Source organism: Micromonospora aridisoli, assembly GCF_056150025.1.
Window position 1 is genome coordinate 367,435 of the sequence record NZ_JAXCFK010000002.1, and the last position, 20,103, is coordinate 387,537.

The following is a 20,103-nucleotide window of genomic DNA, read 5'->3' on the forward strand; positions in this document are numbered from 1 at the left end:
TGCGTCGATTGGTGCGTCGAATCAGAGGAGGGGCCGGTGGACCTGGATCTCGCCGCTGCCTACGACAGATGCCGCGAGCTGCACAGACGTCATGGCCGCACCTACTATCTCGCCACCCGGTTACTACCCGCATGGAAACGGCGACATGTGTACGCCCTGTATGGATTCACCCGCTACGCGGACGAGATCGTCGATCAGACGGACGCCCTGCCTCCGGCCGAGCGCGCGGCGCGACTCGACGACTGGGGCGGACGGTTCGTCGCCGGGCTGCACGGCGAGCGGGTGATCGACCCGTTGCTTCCGGCGGTGCTGCACACCATCGCCGTCTTCGACCTCGACCGCGAGGACTTCGCCTCGTTCCTCAAGAGCATGGCGATGGACCTGACCGTCACGTCCTACCGCACCTACGAGCACCTGCTGGACTACATGGAGGGGTCGGCCGCGGTCATCGGCACGATGATGCTGCCCATCCTCGGCAGCTCCGACCCGGTGGCGGCGCGCGAGCCGGCCCGACAGCTCGGCTTCGCGTTCCAGCTGACCAACTTCATCCGGGACGTCGCCGAGGACCTGACCCGGGGGCGGACGTACCTGCCCGACGAGGACCTGGCCGCCTTCGGCGTGACGCGGGAGGACCTGTCGGCCTGCCACGCCGCCGGGCGGGCCAGCGCGCCGGTACGCGAACTGATCCGGTACGAGGTGACCCGCGCCCAGGCGCACTACGTCGCCGCCGCGCCAGGGGTGGTCCTGCTCGACGGTGCCTCGCAGGCCTGCATCCGCACGGCATACCTGCTCTACGGGGGAATCCTCGACGAGGTGGCCGCCCAGGACTACGACGTGTTCGCCCGCCGGGCGACGGTGCCACGCCGGCGCCGGCTCGGGGTGGCCGCCCGTGCTCTGCTCACTGCGGCCGGCAGCCCGATCGCCGTGCCCGGACCGCCGCTGCGGTGAGCGGACGTACCGCGGTCGTGCTGTTCACCCGCGACCTGCGGGTGCACGACCACCCGGCGCTGGCCGGCAGTTGCGCCGCCTTCGACCGGGTGGTGCCGCTGTACGTGCTGGACCCGGCACTGGCGCGGCTGTCGCCGAACCGCACCCGCTTCCTGTACCAGAGCCTCACCGCCCTTCGCGTCGCGCTGCGCGGGCTCGGCGGCGACCTGGTGCTCCGGCACGGCGACCCGGTGGCGGAGGCGATCCGGCTGGCCGGCGAGGTGGGCGCCGAAGGCGTCGCGCTCTCCGCCGACGTCTCCCGGTACGCGGCCCGTCGGGCGCAACGGCTGCGCGCCGAGTGCGACCGGCACCGGCTGCACCTGCGGTTCTTTCCCGGCCTGACCGTGGTCGAGCCGGGTGCGCTGACCCCGGGCAGTGGTGATCATTATCGGGTGTTCAGCCCGTACCACCGGGCCTGGAGCGGGCAGCGGTGGCGGGAGGAACTCGCGGCACCGACGGCCGTGGTGCTGCCGGCGGGTGTGTCGGTCGGGCGTCTCCCGGCACCGCCGGAGGGCGAATCGCCGGATGTGGTGACCGGCGGGGAGGACGAGGCGCGGCATCGGTTGGCCCGGTGGCTGCCCGAGGTCGCGCGCTACGGCGACCGTCACGACGACATGGCCGGCGACGCCACCTCACGGCTCAGCCCGTATCTGCGCTTCGGCTGCCTGTCGCCGCTGACGGCGGCCAACCGGGTCGACGATCGGGCGTCCCCGTTCGTCCGGCAACTCTGCTGGCGGGACTTCTACCACCAGGTGACCGACGCCTTTCCCGACCTGCCCCGCAAGGCGTACCGGCGTCGCGCGACCGAACACTGGCGCTATGACGAGCAGGCCCTCACCGCCTGGTCCGAGGGGCGCACGGGCGTGCCCGTCGTGGACGCCGGGATGCGCCAGCTGCGGGCTCAGGGGTGGCTGCACAACCGGGCCCGGCTGATCACCGCCGGCTACCTGACCAAGACGCTCGGGCTGGACTGGCGGGACGGGCAGGCGATCTACTTCCGGTGGTTGCTCGACGGCGACATCGCCGACAACTCGGGCAACTGGCAGTGGGTGGCCGGCACCGGCAACGACACCAGGCCGTACCGGAGTTTCAATCCGATCCGCCAGGCCGAGCGGTACGACCCGGACGGCGCGTACGTGCGGCGGTGGGTGCCCGAGCTGGCGTCGGTGGCCGGCGGCGCGGTGCACCAGCCGTGGCGGCTGCCGGACGGGCTGCGCCGCACCCTCGACTACCCGCCGCCGCTGGAGCCGCCCGGACCGCCGCCCGTCTGGCTACGCTAGTCGACCCAGACGGTGACCTTCAGCAGCAGACCGCCGTCGCCGACGACGTTGACCGCCTGCACCCAACCGGGGCGGCCGTCCGAGGTGGTGAAGCACTTCTGCTGATTGCCGCCGCCGATGTAGGCGCTCGTGGAGCCTTCCCGGGCAGCGTCCCGGTAGGTGCGGCAGCGGTTGCGGGCACCCTGCTCCGGCCCGGCGTTGTTGTCGTCGTGCAGCCGACTGTGCCGGGCACTGCCGTAGAGGATGTACCCCCAGTCCAGATAGAGGTCGACGGCGGCGTCCTGGACGTACCTGAGCTCGGCTCGGCCGCCGTCCAGGTCGACCCCGGTCTGCTTGTCCAACTGCACCACGTCGCTGAAGACGACACTTCCCTCCTCGTCGGCGGCGGTACCGCCGGGCAGCGGGCCAGACGACGGGCCGCCCACGTCCGGCGTGGTGGCGGTGGTCGGAGGTGCCTCGGTGGTCGCGGGCGTGCGGTCCCCCGCTGCTCCGGCGGTCGCGGCGTCACCGGGTAGCGCGGCGCCCGCCGGTGGCGGTTCCTCGTCGCCGCCCAGGGCCAGCAGCCCGCCGCCTCCGCCGAGGAGCAGCAGCACGGTGAGGCTCACCGCCGCTGCTCGCCAGCGTCGCCGCCGCAGCCGGTACGCCAGCAGGCCGGCGAGCGCGAGGGCACCGACCAGCACCCACAGTGGCCAGAACGGGTCGGCACGGAGTGCCTGGACCACGCCGACGAGCCCGGCCGCCGCGGTGAGGATGTCGGCGGCCAGACCGGTACGGTCCCGGAAACGGCCCGGTGCACCGGGTTCGCGGTGAGGTGCCGTCTGGTTCTCGGACGCTTCGTGCTCCACAAGGCAGGCATCTTACTGTCGGTCACCGACCGATCGCGGTGTCCAGCGCGCGGGTGGCCGGTCCGGTTTCCGTCAACGGATGGCGTGGCCGGGTGGCCGACGGGTCCGCCGTGCGCGATGCTGGCGGCATGACGGAGCCGGAACTCGTGGATGTGGTGGTGCTCGGTCTCGGCGTCGGTGGCGAGGAGGTGGCCGGGCGGCTCGCGGAGGCCGGACTGACCGTCGTCGGCATCGAGCGCAACCTGGTCGGCGGGGAGTGCCCGTACTGGGGGTGCGTGCCGAGCAAGATGATGATCCGGGCCGCGAACGCGGTCGCCGAGGCCCGCCGGGTCGACGGTCTCGGCGGCACCGCGCAGGTCACGCCGGACTGGGCGCCGGTGGCGAAGCGGATCCGCGCGGAAGCCACCGACGACTGGGACGACCGCGTCGCGGCGCAGCGCTTCACCGACAAGGGCGGACGCCTCGTGCGCGGCAGCGGCCGGCTCGACGGTCCCGGCCGGGTGAGGGTGGGCGACCAGGTCTTCCAGGCCCGCCACGGCGTCGTGCTGGGCACCGGCACCCGCCCGTCGATACCGCCGGTCGACGGGCTGGCCGACACCCCGTACTGGACCAACCGGGAAGCCGTCGAGGTCGAGGAGCTGCCCGGATCGCTGCTGGTGCTCGGCGGTGGGGCGATCGGGCTGGAGCTCTCCCAGGTGTTCGCCCGGTTCGGCGTACGGGTCACCGTGGTCGAGGCGCTCGACCGGGTACTCGCCGTCGAGGAGCCGGAGGCGTCCGAGGCGGCCGCGGCCGCATTGCGGGCCGACGGGGTGGAGATCCACACCGGGGTCAAGGCCGCCCGGGTCGAGCACGGTGCCGAGGGCTTCACCCTGCACGGCACCGACGGTGAGCAGTTCACCGCCGAGCGACTGCTGGTGGTGACCGGTCGCCGTGCCCACCTCGACGAGCTGGGGCTGGACACGGTCGGCGTCCAGGCGGGTGGGCGGTACCTGCCGGTGGACGACCGGCTGCACGTCACCGACGGGATCTGGGCGGTCGGTGACGTGACCGGCGAGGGTGCCTTCACCCATGTCGCCATGTACCAGGCGTCCATCGTGGTCGCCGACGTCCTCGACCACGTGCGGCGGGCCGAGGGTGGCGCGGACCCGAGCGGCACCGCCAGCGTGGTCGGCGGCGCGGTCGGCGCGGCCAGTTCGCTGGCCGCCACCGGGTCGAGCGGCTCGGCCGGGTCGGTGCCCCGCGCCGACTACCGGGCGCTGCCCCGGGTCACCTTCACTGATCCGGAGATCGGCGCGGTCGGCCTCACCGAGCAGCAGGCCCGCGAGCGCGGGATCAACGTGCAGGTCGGCTTCACCCGGCTGTCGTCGTCGGCGAGAGGGTGGATCCACCGGACCGACGAGTTGGGCTTCATCAAGCTGGTCGCCGACGCCGACCAGGGGGTGCTGATCGGGGCCACGTCGGCCGGCCCGGCCGGAGGCGAGGTGCTGGCAGGTCTGGTCGTCGCCGTGCACGCGGCGGTTCCGCTGGCCCAGCTCCGGCACATGATCTACGCGTACCCGACCTTCCACCGGGCGATCTCCGACGCGCTGCGCAACCTCGGCCACTGACACGTGACAGCAATTGGCGTCAGACAGCTGTTCAAATTTTGCAGCGTTCAGACGTAAGATTGCGCGGTGACGAAACGACTGACCGAGGTCGCTCGCAAAGCGGGCGTCAGCGAAGCCACCGTGAGCCGGGTGCTCAACGGCCGCGGTGGCGTGGCCGAGGCGACCCGGACGGCGGTGCTCACCGCCTTGGACGTGCTCGGCTACGAGCGGCCGAGCAAGCTGCGTGGGGAACGCGCCCGGCTGGTGGGACTGGTGCTGCCCGAACTCCAGAACCCGATCTTCCCGGCGCTCGCCGAGGTGGTCACCGGCTCGCTGGCCCAGCGTGGCTTCACCCCGGCGCTGTGTGCCCGCACCATCGGCGGCGTCTCCGAGGCCGCGTACGTCGAGATGCTGCTGGACCACCAGGTCTCCGGCGTCATCTTCGCCGGCGGGTCGTACGCGCTGGCCGACGCGTCGCACGAGCACTACCGTCGGTTGACCGACCGCGGCCTGCCGGTGGTGCTGGTCAACGCCGGTGTGGACGAGCTCGGCTTCCCCCGGGTCTCCACCGACGACGCGGTCGCGGTGGAGCAGGCGTACGGGCACCTGCGCTCGCTGGGCCACGAGCGGATCGGCCTGGTGCTCGGGCCTGAGGATCATGTGCCGTCGCGACGGAAGTTGAGTGCGATGGGTCGGGTCGCGGGTTGGGCCGAGGGGACCGAGTGGGTGGCGCGCTCCAGCTTCTCGATGGAGGGTGCCCGGGTCGCGGCGGCCAAGTTGGTCGACCGGGGGGTCACCGGGATCATCTGCGCCAGCGACGTGCTCGCCCTCGGCGCGATCCGTGCGGTACGGCGACTCGGCCGCTCCGTGCCCGACGACGTCTCGGTGGTCGGCTACGACGACTCCGCGTTCATGACCTGCACCGACCCGCCGCTGACCACCGTACGGCAGCCGATCGAGACGATGGGGCAGGCGGCGGTGGACCTGCTGGTGACCCAGATCGAGGGCGGCGGGGTGCTCGCCGACGAGCTGCTCTTCGAGCCGGAGCTGGTGGTGCGCGGCTCGACCGCGCCGACGCCGCGTACCTGAACTTCGAGGGCTTCGGCCGCCGACCGCTGCATGCGGTCGGCGGCCGTTTCGTCGTTGTCGGGGTCGAGGTGAGGACCGGTCTCGGGACCGACGGGCCCCTCGATGCACCTTCACCGCGATCTACCGCTTGAATGTCGCTTCTTTTCAAAGATTCATCCAGACCTTGCTGGGAAAGGTCGCGGCCGTTACAGTGACTCCACTCACACCTGGCCTCCGGGGGATCACGGAGGGTCAGGGCGCACTGCGGACACCGATCAATAGCAGGGCAGCGGGGCGGTGACGCCCGCCGCCGATCACCGACTTCACCCAGACACCCCGTTCCCGAAGGGATGGACAGATGTCCGTACCGCAGTACCGGAAGGCTGCGGCGTTGGCGCTCGCGGCCGGTATGGGGCTCGCCCTCACGGCCTGCTCCACCAAGAGCGACGACACCGGCGGCGACGCGAGCGGCAAGGTCACCATCACCGTCGACTGCCAGCCGGTCGGGGCCCAGAAAGAGCTGCTGCAGAACTGGAACGAGGATGTCGCCGAGTTCCAGCGGCAGAACCCCGACATCGTCATCAAGAGCGTCAGCGTCGGCGAACAGTGCAACAACCCGCCCGACTTCACCGCCCGCCTCGCCGGGGGCACCGTGACCGACGTGTTCTACGGGTACATGACCGATCTCCAGCAGGTTCTCGACTCCGGCCAGGCGATGGACATCACCGACTACGCCACCACGGAGACGATCCCCACCTGGGACAGCGTCGACCCCGCGCTCAAGGAGGTCTTCACCGACGCCGGCAGGCTGTACGCCGTTCCGGTGAAGAACTACTCGATGGGCCTGGTGTACAACAAGGTGCTGTTCCAGCAGGCCGGGCTCGACGTGAACAACCCACCCAGGACGTGGCCCGAGGTCCGGGAAGCCGCCAAGAAGATCTCCGCGCTCGGCAACGGCGTCGCCGGCTACGCCGAGTACAGCGCCGGCAACACCGGCGGATGGCACTTCACCGCCCTGCTCTACTCCCAGGGTGGCCAGGTGCTGACGGCCGACGGCAGGAAGGCCGACTTCAACAACGCCCTGGGTCGGCAGGTACTGCAGAACCTCAAGGACATGCGCTACGGCGACAACAGCATGGGCGACCGCCAGTTGCTCCAGTGGGGCGACCTGTTGACCAACGCCGGTGCCGGCAAGGTCGGCATGTTCATCGGCGCGCCGGACACCACCCAGGCGATCGTCAGCCAGTTCCAGGGCAGATTCGAGGACTGGGCGATGGGTCCGCTGCCCGGTCAGGACGGCCCCGCCAAGGGGACGCTCGGTGGTGGTGAGGGCTACTTCCTCAAGAAGGACCTCAACCCGGAGCAGGTCAGGGCCGGTCTCAAGTGGATCGCGTACCAGAAGCTGACTCCTGGCAAGGGTCAGCTCGACCATGCTCGCGCCAAGCCGCAGAACTACCCGGTCGGTCTGCCGCAGCCGCTGCTGTTCGTCAACGGCAGCGAGGCGCAGAAGCAGGAACTGGAGCTGCGCAAGGCGAACGCGAACGTCGACACGACGAACTTCGCGGTGTTCGAGGCGAACCCGGTTCCGATCAAGGGCGAGCCGCGCAACGCGCAGGCGATCTACGCGGTGCTCGACGCGGTGATGTCCGGGGTGCTGACGAACCCGAACGCCAACATCGACGCGCTGCTCAAGACCGCCGAGGAGAAGGTCAACAAGCTCCTCGCCGCCGAGAGCTGAGCGAACCGGCGGGGGCCGGCGCGCCGGCCCCCGCCACCAACCGCGCCCGTCGTCCGGTCACCCACTGACACAGGAGTTGCCTTGACGCTCACCACCGCCCCCGGTGCTGTCAGAGCAGCGCACCGCCCCGCACCGTCACCCCCGGCCGGGTCGCGGCGGGCCAGCCTCGGCCGCAAGGTCCGGGACAACCTCACCGGACACGCGTTCCTGATCGGCGCGGTGTTCTGCTTCGTGGTTTTCTCCTGGTACCCGATGGTCCGCGGCATCGTGATGAGCTTCCAGCGGACTCGACGAGGCGAGACCATCTGGGTCGGTTGGGACAACTACCTGCGGATCCTCGACGACCCCAGCTTCTGGACCGCCTGGAAGAACACCTTCTACTTCACGGTTCTCGCCCTCGTGCTCGGGTACGCCGTGCCGTTCTTCGTGGCGATTCTGCTCAACGAGTTCCGGCACGCCAGGGGGTACCTGCGGGTCCTGGTCTACCTGCCGGTGATGCTGCCGCCGGCCTCGGCACTGTTCCTCTTCAAGTTCTACGCGTACGACCCCAGTGACGCCGGGCTCTTCAACGCGATCCTCAAGGCCCTGGGCCTGCCCACGTCGCAGTGGATGCAGTCACCGGAGATGACCATGCCGGCCATGGTGATCGCATCGACCTGGATGAACATGGGCGGCGCGGTGCTGATCTACCTGGCGGCGCTGCAGAACATTCCCGGTGAGCTGTACGAGGCGGCCGAACTCGACGGTGCCGGCATCTGGCGGCGGATCCGGCACGTGACCGTTCCGCAGACCCGGCTGATCCTTCTGCTGCTGGCGATGCTTCAGATCGTCGCCACCATGCAGCTCTTCATCGAGCCGCTGATCCTCGCCAACGGTGCCGGCGCCGAAGACTCGGCGACCTCGGTCGCGTACCTCATCTACCAGCACGGCTTCTTCCAGAACGATCTCAACGGCGCTGCCGCGCTCGGCGTGATCATGCTCGTGGTGCTGGCCGGATTCTCCGCCGTCTACCTGCGGTTGACCGCGAAACAGGACTAGGAAACCGACGACATGGCACAGGACTCCGGCACCCGTACGCTCATCTCCCAGGCCCAGCTCCGGCGGGGCCCCGGCCGGACGATCTACTGGACACTGCTCGCCGTCGTGGTCGTCGGGTTCACGCTGGTCTTCCTCGGACCGCTCTACTGGATGGTCACCGGCGCCCTCAAGTCCGGCCAGGAGATCGCGCAGACCCCGCCGTCGCTGTTCCCGCAGGACCCGCAGTGGCAGAACTACGCCGACGCCTGGCACAACCTGGCGCTGGCGAAGCTGCTCTTCAACACGTTCTACTACGCGACCGGCGCGGTGCTGTTCCAGCTCGTCTTCGACACCGCCGCGGCGTACTCCCTGTCGAAGCTCCGACCGGTCTTCGGCAACGCGATTCTCGGCCTGATGCTGGCCACGCTGATGATCCCGGCGATGGTCCTCATCGTCCCGCAGTACGTGACCGTGATCGACCTGCCGATCGTGCACATCAGCCTGCTCGACTCCCCGTTCGCGATCTGGCTGCCGCTGGTCGCCAACGCGTTCAACATCTTCCTGCTGAAGCGGTTCTTCGACTCAATTCCGGAGGATCTGATGGCGGCGGCCCTGATGGACGGGGCGTCGCCGCTGCGCACCCTCTGGTCGATCATCCTCCCGATGTCGCGCCCGATCCTCGGCGTGGTCTCGATCTTCGCCGTGACCGCGGTGTGGAAGGACTTCCTCTGGCCGAAGCTGGTCATGCCGTCGCCGGAGACCCGGACGGTCAGCGTCGGCATCTACGCCTTTGCCGGCGGTACCCCGATGAACGTGGTGATCGCCGCCTCGGTGATCGCCGCGATACCGACCGTCATCATCTTCCTGATCTTCCAACGGAACATCATGGCCGGTCTGACCACCGGCGGTCTCAAGGGATGACCCGACCCAGAAAGCAGGTGCCCGTGTCCTCAGCAGACAGCGGTCCGTGGTGGCGTGGAGCGGTGATCTACCAGGTGTACCCGCGCAGTTTCGCCGACGGCGACGGTGACGGCATCGGCGACGTCGCCGGCATCCGCTCGCGGTTGGGCTACCTGGCCGCCCTCGGCATCGACGCGATCTGGTTCAGCCCCTGGTACCCGTCCCCGATGGCCGACGCCGGCTACGACGTGGCCGATCACCGCGACATCGACCCGGTCTTCGGCAGCCTCGCCGAGGTGGAAGAGTTGATCACGGAGGCGCACGCGCTCGGCATCCGCACGATCGTTGACGTAGTGCCGAACCACTGCTCCGACGCGCACCCCTGGTTCCAGGCGGCCCTGGCCGGCGGCCCGGAGGCTCCGGAGCGGGATCTGTTCTGGTTCCGTCCCGGCCGCGGCCCGACCGGTGACCAGCGTCCCACCGACTGGGTCGGTGAGTTCGGCGGACCGACCTGGACCCGGACCACCAACCCGGACGGCACCCCCGGTGACTGGTACCTGCACCTCTTCGCCCCGGAACAGCCGGACCTCAACTGGGACCATCCCCGGGTACGCGCCGAGTTCGAGGACATCCTGCGGTTCTGGTTCGACCGTGGGGTGGACGGCATCCGGATCGACTCGGCCGGCCTGCTGGTCAAGGACTCGACGCTGCCCGAGGTCCTGGACGAGCGGCCGCACCCGTTCCACGACCTCGACGGGGTGCACGAGATCTACCGGGCCTGGCGGCGGATCGCCGACGGGTACCCCGGCGACCGGGCGCTGATCGGTGAGGTGTGGCTACCCGACCGGCAGCGGTTCGCCAACTACCTGCGCCCGGACGAGCTGCACGCCGCGTTCAACTTCGACTTCCTCGGCTGCGCCTGGGACGCGGAAGCGCTGCGCGAGAGCGTCGACGGCACCCTGCGCGCGCACGCCCCGGTCGGGGCACCCGCCACCTGGGTGCTCTCCAACCACGACGTCACCCGCCACGTCACCCGGTACGGACGGACGGACACCACGTTCAGCTTCGCGGCCAAACGCGAGGGCATCCCCACCGACCTGGAACTGGGCACCCGGCGGGCTCGGGCGGCCGCGCTGCTGTCGCTGTCCCTGCCCGGCGCCACCTACGTCTACCAGGGCGAGGAGCTGGGCCTCTGGGAGGTCGAGGACATCCCGTACGAGCTGCGCCAGGACCCGATGTTCTTCCGGTCCGGCGGGGTCGACCCGGGCCGCGACGGTTGCCGGGTCCCGCTGCCGTGGTCGGGCGACACGCCACCGTTCGGTTTCAGTCCGGACGACGCGACCGGCCTGCCGTGGCTGCCCCAACCCGCCGACTGGAAGGACCGTACGGCCCGGGTCCAGGCCGGTGACCCGCATTCGATGCTGGAGCTGTACCGGGCCGCGATCGCCATCCGACGGGCCGAACCGGGCCTCGGCGACGGTGGGATGACCTGGCTGCCCAGCCCGGACGGGGTGCTGGCGTTCCAGCGTGACCCCGGGTTCACCTGCGTGGTCAACCTCTCCGGCACGGCGGTACCGCTGCCGCCGCACACCGATCGCCTGCTCGCCAGCGGGCCACTCGACGACGACCTGCTGCCGCCGGACACCGCCGTCTGGCTGCGTACCGCAGCCGCGCCCGAGTAGTCCCGCACCCGGTGCCGACGGCTCCCGTCCCGCCGCCGCACCGCCATCCGACGACTGGATGAGGGAGGTGACCGCAACACCCGGCACCGCATCCACGGGGGACCTGGCCACCTGAGGAAAGGGAGAGCACCGCTCATGGCCGACCACACCGCCCCGCACCACCGCCACCCGCCCGGAGACCGGATCCGTACGGCGCTCGCCGTACTCACCTGCGCCGCGCTCACCGCCGCCTCGATCTCGGTCCTCACCCTCGCCGGCACCGCGACCCCGGCCCGTGCCGCCGGGCTCTCCCCGTTCGACATCGCCGGCCGGGGGGCCACCGTCCCGTTCATCGAGCACGAGGCGGAGAACGCCGCGCACAACGGCACCCGGATCGGCCCGGACCGGCGCTACGGCACGCTGCCGTCGGAGGCGAGCGGCCGGGAGGCGGTCACCCTCGACGCGGTCGGGGAGTACGTCGAGTTCACCCTCACCGCACCGGCGAACGCGGTCACCTTCCGCTACAGCATCCCGGACAACGCCGCCGGCACCGGCCGGGACGCCACCATCGACCTGCGGGCCAACGGCACCCTGGTCAAGGCGGTGCCGGTGACCTCGAAGTACGGCTGGTACTACGGCGGATACCCGTTCAACAACAACCCGGGCGACATCAACCCGCACCATTTCTACGACGAGACGCGGACGCTCTTCGGCACCACCTATCCGGCGGGCACCAAGATCCGACTCCAGGTCTCCTCGACCGCCCAGTCGCCGACCTTCACCATCGACCTGGCCGACTTCGAGCTGGTCGCCGCACCGATCACCAAGCCGGCCAACGTCCTCGACGTGGTCGGCGACTTCGGCGCCGATCCGACCGGCGCCACCGACTCCACCGCCCGCTTCCAGGCCGCCGTCGACGCCGGCCGGGCCCAGGGACGTACGGTCTGGATCCCGCAGGGCACCTTCACCCTCTGGGATCACGTGGTGGTGGACGGGGTCACCCTGCGCGGTGCCGGGCCCTGGTACTCGGTGCTCGGCGGACGGCACCCCACCGACCGCAAACGGGCCGCCGGCATCTACGGGAAGTACGTCAACGGTGGCGGCTACCACGGCGAGATCCGCCCCCACGAGGCCGGCGGACCGAGCCGTAACGTGCTGCTGCGCGACTTCGCCATCATCGGCGACATCCGGGAGCGGGTCGACTCCGACCAGGTCAACGCCATCGGCGGGGCGATGTCCGACTCGGTGGTGGACAACGTCTGGATGCAGCACACCAAGGTCGGTGCCTGGATGGACGGCCCGATGAACAACTTCACCATCCGCAACAGCCGGATCCTCGACCAGACCGCCGACGGGGTGAACTTTCACTGGGGAGTCACCAACTCCACGGTGACCAACACCTTCCTCCGCAACACCGGCGACGACGCCCTCGCCATGTGGGCGGACACGGTGCCGAACGTGGGCAACTCGTTCACCCGCAACACGATCGGCGTGACCATCCTCGCCAACCACCTGGTCACCTACGGCGGGCGGGACATCCGGATCACCGACAACGTGACCGCCGACTCGGTCACCAACGGCGGCGGCATCCACGTGGCCAACCGGTACACCGGAGTGCAGGGCCCGACCGCCGTCGCCGGCACCATCACCGTCGCCCGCAACACGTTGATCCGCAACGGCAACTCCGACTACAACTGGCGGTTCGGCGTCGGCGCGATCTGGTTCTCCGCGTTGAACGAGCCGATCCGGAACGCCACGATCGTGGTCAGCGACACCGACATCCTGGACAGCTCCTACGCCGCGCTGCACTGGATCGAGGGCGCGACCAGCGGGATCAGCTTCAGCAACGTACGCATCGACGGCGCCGGCACCTACGCCCTCCAGGTGCAGGCACCCAGCCAGGTCTCCTTCACCAACGTGCGGGCCACCGGCATCGCCCAGGCCAACCCGATCCACAACTGCGTCGGTGGCGGTTTCCAGATCACCCAGGGGGCCGGCAACTCGGGCTGGTACACCTCGACGCCGTACTGCGGTCCGTGGCCGGAGCCGCGGTGGGACGGCGGACCGACCACCCCGCCGCCCACCTCACCCCCGCCCAGCACCCCGCCGCCGACCACCCCGCCCCCCACCACTCCGCCGCCGACCAGCCCGCCACCGGGCGGGAACCTGGCCCAGGGCCGGCCGGTCGTCGCCACCAGCCACAACCAGAGCTATGTCGCGGGCAACGCGGTGGACGGCAACCCGGGCAGCTACTGGGAGAGCGCCAACAACGTCTTCCCGCAGACCCTCACCGTCGACCTGGGCAGCGCGCGACCGGTCGACCGGGTGGTGCTCAAGCTGCCGGCCGGGTGGGAGCGGCGCACGCAGACGCTGTCGGTGCTCGGCTCGACCGACGGCAGCTCGTGGAGCACGCTCGCCGGGGCCGCGGGACGCGTCTTCGACCCGGCCGCCGGCAACAGCGTGTCGATCGACCTGCCGGCCGGTGAGCGCCGGTTCGTCCGGCTCAGCGTCGCCGGCAACACCGGTTGGCCAGCGGCCCAGGTCGCCGAGTTCGAGGTATACGGCGGCGGCAGCACCCCGCCGCCGACCACCCCGCCGGCCGGGAACCTGGCGCTCGGCCGGCCGGTGGTGGCGACCAGCCACGCCGACGTGTACGTGGCCGGCAACGCGGTCGACGGCAACCCGAACACCTACTGGGAGAGCGCCAGCAACGCCTTCCCCCAGACCCTCACCGTCGACTTGGGCACCGCCCGGCAGGTGGGTCGGGTCGTGTTGAAGCTGCCACCGTCGTCGGCCTGGCAGACCCGTACCCAGACGCTGTCGGTGCTCGGTTCCGCCGACGGCAACTCCTGGAGCACCCTCGCCGGACCGGCCGGACGCACCTTCGACCCGGGCACCGGCAACAGCGTGTCGATCAGCCTGCCCGTCGGTGAGCGCCGCTTCCTGCGGCTCAACGTCACCGGCAACACCGGCTGGCCGGCGGCTCAGCTCGCCGAGTTCGAGGTGCACGCCTCCTGACCCGTGGGTGGGTCCCGGACGTCGACCGGGGCCCACCCGCGTCGCAAGAGCACCACCCCCGCAACGCCTCTCCACGTCCCGGAAGAAGGTGTCGATCCTCCATGTCCAGAATGCGTACCCGGTTGACCGCCGTGCTCGCCGCGGTCGGCCTCGCCCTCACCGCGGCACCCGCACCGCCGGCCGCCGCGGCCGGCGGCCCTAACCTCGCGGCCGGTCGTACCGCCACCGCCAGCAGCGTCAACGGTCCCTACGCCGCGACCAACGTCACCGACGGCAACGCCGGCAGCTACTGGGAGAGCAGCGGTGCCCTCCCGCAGTGGGTCCAGGTCGACCTGGGCACCAGCCACTCCATCGACCAGATCAAGCTCAGGTTGCCGGCCGGCTGGGAGGCCCGCACCCAGACGCTCTCGGTGCAGGGCAGCACGAACGGCAGCGCCTTCAGCACCATCGTCGGCTCGGCGGGTCGCACGTTCAGCCCGGCCGGGGGCAACACCGTCACCCTCGACTTTCCGGCCACCACGACCCGGTACGTCCGGATCTCGATCAGCGCCAACACCGGCTGGCCCGCCGCTCAACTAGCCGAGTTGGAGGCGTACGGCGTGGCGAGTTCGTCGACCAATCTGGCGGCCGGTCGGAGCATGTCCGCCAGCGGCCACGCCGACGTCCACGTCGCCGCCAACGCCAACGACGGCAACCAGGGCAGTTACTGGGAAAGCCCGAACAACACCTTCCCGCAGTGGATCCAGGTGGACCTCGGTGCCACGGTCACCGTTGACCGGCTGGTGCTCAAGCTGCCCGGCGGGTGGGGCGCGCGCACCCAGACGCTCACCGTGCAGGGCAGCACCAACGGATCGACCTTCAGCACCCTGGTCGCCTCCGCCGGGTACGCCTTCAACCCGACCGCCAACAACACGGTGACCATCGCCGTCGGCTCGGTGTCCACCCGCCACGTCCGGCTGCTGATCACCGCGAACACCGCCTGGCCCGCCGGGCAGCTCTCCGAACTGGAGGTGTACGGCGGCCCGGCCACCGGCGACACCCAGGCACCGAGCGCCCCGACGAACTTGGCGTTCACCGAGCCGGGTAGCGGGCAGATCCGGTTGACCTGGTCGGCGTCGACGGACAACGTCGGGGTGGCCGGTTACGACGTGTACGCCAACGGTTCGTTGCGGGCGAGCGTTTCGGGTACGACGCTGACGTACACGGACACGCAACCGGCGAGCGCCACCGTGTCGTACCACGTGCGGGCGCGCGACGCGGCCGGGAACGTCTCGGCGAACAGCAACACCGTCACCCGTACCGGCAGCACCCCGAGCGGGACCAACCTCGCCGCCGGCAAGCCGGCCACCGCCTCCTCGACGGTGCACGTCTTCACCGCGGCGAACGCCGTCGACGACGACGTCACCACCTACTGGGAGGGCGCGCCGGGCGCGTACCCGAGCACGCTGACCGTGGCGCTGGGTGCCAACGCGAGCGTCAGCGCGGTCGTGGTGAAGCTGAACCCGGACCCGGCCTGGGGTCCGCGTACCCAGACCTTCTCGATCCTCGGGCGGGCGCAGTCCGCCTCCGGGTTCAGCACGCTGGTCGGCTCGACGAACCACTCGTTCAGCCCGGCGAGCAGCAACACGGTGACCATTCCGGTCTCGGCGACCGTCGCCGACGTGCGGCTCCAGTTCACCGCCAACACCGGGTCGCCCAACGGGCAGGTCGCCGAGTTCCAGGTGATCGGCACCCCGGCGCCGAACCCGGACCTCACCGTCACCAACCTGGCCTTCGCCCCCGCCGCACCGGTGGAGACCGACCAGCTCACCCTCACCGCCACCGTGCGTAACGCCGGCACCCTGGGCTCCGGCGCGACCACCGTCGACTTCGCCCTCGACGGTACGAAGGTGGGCCAGGCTCCGGTGGGTGCCCTCGCCGCCGGCGCCTCGACCACCGTGTCGACGACCATCGCCGCCCGCAACGCCGGCAGCTATCAGCTCAGCGCCACGGTCGACCCGGCGAACGCGGTCATCGAACAGGACGAGTCCAACAACGGCCGGACCAACCCCGCCCCGCTGGTGGTCAGCCCGGTGGCCAGTTCCGACCTGGTCGCCTCGGCGATCACCTGGTCACCGGGCACACCGACCGCGGGTGCCACCGTCGGGTTCTCGGTGACCCTGCGCAACCAGGGCACGATCGCCTCGGCGAGCGGGGCGCACGGCGTCACGCTCACCGTGCTCAACGACTCCGGCACCACCGTGCGTACGCTCACCGGCTCGTACACCGGCACCATCGGGGCCGGCGCCACGGCGGGCCCGGTCAGCCTGGGCACCTGGACGGCGGCCAACGGTCGGTACACCGTCCGGGTCGTCATCGCCGCCGACGCCAACGAACTGCCGGTGAAGCGGGCCAACAACACCAGCGAGCGGCCGCTGTTCGTGGGTCGCGGCGCCAACCTGCCGTACGACATGTACGAGGCCGAGGAGGGCTCGATCGGCGGCGGGGCGCAGGTCGTCGGGCCGAACCGGACCATCGGCGACCTCGCCGGCGAGGCGTCCGGCCGGCGAGCGGTGACCCTGAACACCACCGGCGCGTACGTCGAGTGGACCACCAGGGCACCCGCCAACGCCCTGGTCACCCGCTTCTCCATTCCCGACGCCCCGAACGGCGGCGGAATCAACTCGACGTTGAACATCTACGTAAACGGCGCACTGCACAAGCCCGTCAGCCTCACCTCGAAGCACATCTGGCTGTACGGCGCGGAGGCCAGCCCGAGCGACTCACCGAGCGCCGGGCCGCCCCGGCACATCTACGACGAGGCGAACGTGCTGCTCAACTCGACCATCCCGGCGGGTAGCCGAATCCGGTTGCAGAAGGACCCGGCCAACTCCACCACGTACGCCATCGACTTCATCAACCTGGAGCAGGTGACGCCCCGGGCCAACCCGGACCCGGCGCGGTACCGGGTCCCCAACGGGTTCAGTCACGCCGACGTGCAGAGCGCGCTCGACGCGGTGCGGATGGACACCACCGGAAACCTGGTCGGCGTGTACCTGCCCGCCGGCAGCTACGAGACCGCCCAGAAGTTCCAGGTGTACGGCAAGCCGGTGAAGGTGGTCGGCGCCGGAATGTGGTTCACCCGGTTCCAGACGCCACCGTCGCAGCAGAACACCGACGCCGGGTTCCGGGTCGAGCCCAGCGCCAGCGGTTCGTCCTTCGAACACCTCGCCTTCTTCGGCAACTACACCGTCCGTCAGGACGGGCCGGGCAAGGTCTGGGGTGAGCTGAAGGACGTCGACAACCTGACCCTCGACAACGTCTGGGTCGAGCACACCGTCTGCGCGTACTGGGGGGTGAGCGTCAGTGGACTGAAGATCACCAACAGCCGGTTCCGGAACACCTTCGCCGACGCGGTGAACCTGACCAACGGCAGCACCAACAACCTGGTCAGCAACTCGGAGGGCCGGTCCAACGGCGACGACGCGTTCGCCCTCTTCTCCGCCACCGACCAGGGCGCGTCCACCGGCAACCACGGCAACGTCTTCGAGAACCTGACCGCCACGCTGACCTGGCGGGCGGCCGGGGTCGCGGTGTACGGCGGCTACGACAACGTGTTCCGCAACCTCTACATCGCGGACCAGTTGACGTACTCCGGCATCACGATCAGTTCGCTCGACTTCGGTTACCCGTTCGTCGGGTTCGGAGCCAGCCCACCGACCCGGTTCGAGAACATCTCGCTGATCCGGTCCGGCGGCCACTTCTGGGGCGCGCAGACCTTCCCGGCGATCTGGGTGTTCTCCGCGTCCAAGGAGTTCCGCGGCATCCGCGTCAGTGACGTGGACATCGTGGACCCGACGTACTCGGGCATCATGTTCCAGACCAAGTACACCGGCGGTCAGCCGGAGAACCCGATCACCGACACGGTCTTCACCAACGTGTCCATCTCCGGGGCGCAGCGGAGCGGCGACGCCTTCGACGCCAAGTCCGGCTTCGCCATCTGGGCCAACGAGATGCCCGAGCCAGGCCAGGGCCCCGCCGTGGGCTCCGTCACCTTCACCAACCTCCGCCTGACCAACAACCACCAGGACATCCGCAACACGACCCCCACCTTCACCATCACCCGCAACTAACCCACCCACCGCCCTTCACCCCCGCGCTCTTGCACTTTCCGTCCCCCCATTACGGGACATAAGCCGCATCTCGGCGACCAAAAGTGCAAGATCGCGGGGAGGGTGGGGTCAGGGGGCGGGGGTGCCGTGACGGCCGGCGCCGGCGGTGAAGCGGGCGGCGCCAGCGGTCGCGTCGGTGGCGAGGGAGTGCAGGCCGTAGGTGAGTTCGGTGGCCAGGGCCTCAGGTTCCGGTTGGGTGGCGGTGGCCAGCACCGAGGCGCGGTCGTTGCGCAGGCAGGTCTGCGGAAGTCTGGCGATCTCGGCGGCCAGTTGCTCGGCCGCCGCCCGGGACTCGCCCGGGTCGACCAGCCGGTTGACCAACCCCATCGCGTACGCCTCCTCGGCCGGCACCGCACGCCCGGTGAGGATCAGGTCCATCGCCCGGCTCTCGCCGATCAGCCGGGGCAGTCGAACGGTCCCACCGTCGATCAGCGGCACCCCCCACCGCCGGCAGAAGACCCCGAGCACCGCGTCCGACTCGGCGACCCGCAGATCGCACCAGAGCGCCAGTTCCAGCCCGCCGGCCACCGCGTACCCGGAGATCGCGGCGATCACCGGTTTGCCGAGGATCATCCGGGTGGAACCCATCGGACCGTCGCCGTCCGCCTCGACCCGGTTGCCGCTCGGCGTACCGATGGCCTTCAGGTCGGCACCCGCGCAGAACGTGCCCCCGGCACCCCAGAGCACCGCCACCGCCGCCGTCGGGTCCGCCTCGAAGGCCCGGAACGCGTCGGCGAGCGCCCGGGCGGTCGGCCCGTCGACCGCGTTGCGGACCGCCGGCCGGTCCAGGATCACGGTCGTCACCGGTCCGGCCCGCTCCACCCGTACCGTCATTCCGTCAGCATGCCCTGCCGTCGCCCGGCTGGCTATTCGTCCCCGACGACCGGTTTGCGGCGACGTACGGCGGGAAGTCGTTACCCGTGCGAGCGTTGTTGACGAAGATCGAGCAAGCCTCCGGTCTCGACCGGTTCGGTGACCGGTTGCAGCAGGTGGTGCAGGGTGTACTGCGCCCGCAGCGGGTCCGTGACCTGCTGCACGGGGTGTGGCTGGGCCACCCGCTGCACCCGGCGATGGTGCAGGTGCCGGTCGGCGCGTGGATCAGCGCGGCCGTGCTGGACGTGATGCCCGGCCAGCGGAGAGCGGCCACCACCCTGACGGCGATCGGCACGCTGAGTGCCCTGCCGGCGGCGGTCGCCGGGCTCAACGACTGGGCCGGGCTCTCCCGTGACCAGCGTCGGATCGGCCTGGTGCACGCCGCGTCGAACTCCGTCGGGCTGGCGCTGTACGGCGCCTCGCTCGCCGCGCGGCTGTCCGGCCGGCACGGGCTCGGGCGTACCCTCGGCTGGCTCGGGCTGAGCGCCGCCGGTGCCGGTGCCTACCTCGGCGGGCACCTGGCGTACAAGCAGGGTGCTCAGGTCAACGTGAGCGTCTCCGACCTGCACCTGATCAGCGAGGGCTGGCACCCGGTGGCGGAGATGACCAGCCTGCCGCAGCGGGAACTGGTCACCCGGAAGGTCGACGACGTGTCGGTGATCCTCTACCGGCACGGCGACGACGTGACCGTCATGCTGGAGCGCTGCCCGCACCAGAGCGGCCCGCTCGGCGAGGGCGAGGTACGCGAGATCGACGGGCACGCGTGCGTGGTGTGCCCGTGGCACGGCAGCACCTTCCGACTCAACGGCGGCGAGGTGGTGCACGGCCCGTCCCCGAACGACCAGCAGGTGCTACCGACCCGGATCGTCGACGGCCGCCTCGAGGCCCGGTTGCCCTGATCACGGATCCAGGGCGGACGTCTCTCGGCATTGCGGCGTTCCCGGCTTCGTGCCGTCGCACGTCCGGGCCGGTCGGCAGG

The 20,103-nt window shown here is 70.6% G+C and carries 13 protein-coding genes; 11 read left to right on the top strand and 2 right to left on the bottom strand.

The window, feature by feature from the left end; all coding sequences use genetic code 11:
- Nucleotides 1-36: 36 nt before the first annotated feature.
- The gene (locus SM447_RS05185) at nucleotides 37-948 is read left to right on the top strand and encodes a phytoene/squalene synthase family protein (protein WP_474571559.1); all 912 of its coding nucleotides are present in this window, start codon (nucleotides 37-39) and stop codon (nucleotides 946-948) included.
- Entirely contained in the window at nucleotides 945-2,267 is a 1,323-nt protein-coding gene (locus tag SM447_RS05190; protein WP_474571560.1) for a cryptochrome/photolyase family protein, read from the top strand. The genes SM447_RS05185 and SM447_RS05190 overlap by 4 nt, the downstream gene beginning before the upstream one ends.
- Here the strand turns inward: SM447_RS05190 and SM447_RS05195 are convergent.
- Nucleotides 2,264-3,112, bottom strand: a complete 849-nt coding sequence (locus SM447_RS05195) for a hypothetical protein (RefSeq protein WP_474571561.1) — start codon at nucleotides 3,110-3,112, stop codon at nucleotides 2,264-2,266. The genes SM447_RS05190 and SM447_RS05195 overlap by 4 nt on opposite strands.
- 128 nt (nucleotides 3,113-3,240) lie before the next feature.
- Here SM447_RS05195 and SM447_RS05200 point away from each other — a divergent pair, with 128 nt between their 5' ends.
- The 8 genes from SM447_RS05200 (at nucleotide 3,241) to SM447_RS05235 (ending at nucleotide 18,212) form a co-directional block, all read left to right on the top strand.
- Nucleotides 3,241-4,719, top strand: coding sequence for a dihydrolipoyl dehydrogenase family protein (locus SM447_RS05200; protein ID WP_474571562.1), 1,479 nt, complete (start codon nucleotides 3,241-3,243; stop codon nucleotides 4,717-4,719).
- Between the two features lie 66 nt (nucleotides 4,720-4,785).
- Nucleotides 4,786-5,787 (top strand): LacI family DNA-binding transcriptional regulator, encoded by a 1,002-nt coding sequence (locus tag SM447_RS05205; protein WP_474571563.1) that lies wholly within the window; start codon nucleotides 4,786-4,788, stop codon nucleotides 5,785-5,787.
- A gap of 337 nt (nucleotides 5,788-6,124) precedes the next feature.
- Nucleotides 6,125-7,504, top strand: a complete 1,380-nt coding sequence (locus SM447_RS05210; protein WP_474571564.1) for an ABC transporter substrate-binding protein — start codon at nucleotides 6,125-6,127, stop codon at nucleotides 7,502-7,504.
- A gap of 81 nt (nucleotides 7,505-7,585) precedes the next feature.
- Nucleotides 7,586-8,542: a carbohydrate ABC transporter permease gene (locus SM447_RS05215; RefSeq protein ID WP_474571565.1), complete on the top strand. Its 957-nt coding sequence runs from the start codon at nucleotides 7,586-7,588 to the stop codon at nucleotides 8,540-8,542.
- A gap of 12 nt (nucleotides 8,543-8,554) precedes the next feature.
- The gene (locus SM447_RS05220; RefSeq protein ID WP_474571566.1) at nucleotides 8,555-9,442 is read left to right on the top strand and encodes a carbohydrate ABC transporter permease; all 888 of its coding nucleotides are present in this window, start codon (nucleotides 8,555-8,557) and stop codon (nucleotides 9,440-9,442) included.
- Complete coding sequence (locus SM447_RS05225; RefSeq protein ID WP_474571567.1) at nucleotides 9,439-11,103, top strand: glycoside hydrolase family 13 protein; 1,665 nt, start codon at nucleotides 9,439-9,441, stop codon at nucleotides 11,101-11,103. The genes SM447_RS05220 and SM447_RS05225 overlap by 4 nt, the downstream gene beginning before the upstream one ends.
- Before the next feature lie 135 nt (nucleotides 11,104-11,238).
- A complete protein-coding gene (locus tag SM447_RS05230; protein WP_474571568.1) occupies nucleotides 11,239-14,100 on the top strand; it encodes a discoidin domain-containing protein in 2,862 nt (953 codons plus the stop codon).
- A gap of 101 nt (nucleotides 14,101-14,201) precedes the next feature.
- Nucleotides 14,202-18,212 carry a galactose-binding domain-containing protein gene (locus SM447_RS05235; RefSeq protein WP_474571569.1) on the top strand — a complete coding sequence of 1,337 codons (4,011 nt, stop codon included), beginning with the start codon at nucleotides 14,202-14,204 and terminating at the stop codon, nucleotides 18,210-18,212.
- A gap of 108 nt (nucleotides 18,213-18,320) precedes the next feature.
- Here SM447_RS05235 and SM447_RS05240 read toward each other — a convergent pair whose 3' ends face one another.
- Entirely contained in the window at nucleotides 18,321-19,085 is a 765-nt protein-coding gene (locus tag SM447_RS05240; RefSeq protein ID WP_474571570.1) for a crotonase/enoyl-CoA hydratase family protein, read from the bottom strand.
- A gap of 86 nt (nucleotides 19,086-19,171) precedes the next feature.
- Between SM447_RS05240 and SM447_RS05245 the strand changes: the two genes are divergently transcribed.
- Nucleotides 19,172-20,023 (top strand): Rieske (2Fe-2S) protein, encoded by an 852-nt coding sequence (locus SM447_RS05245; RefSeq protein ID WP_474571571.1) that lies wholly within the window; start codon nucleotides 19,172-19,174, stop codon nucleotides 20,021-20,023.
- Nucleotides 20,024-20,103: the final 80 nt, after the last annotated feature.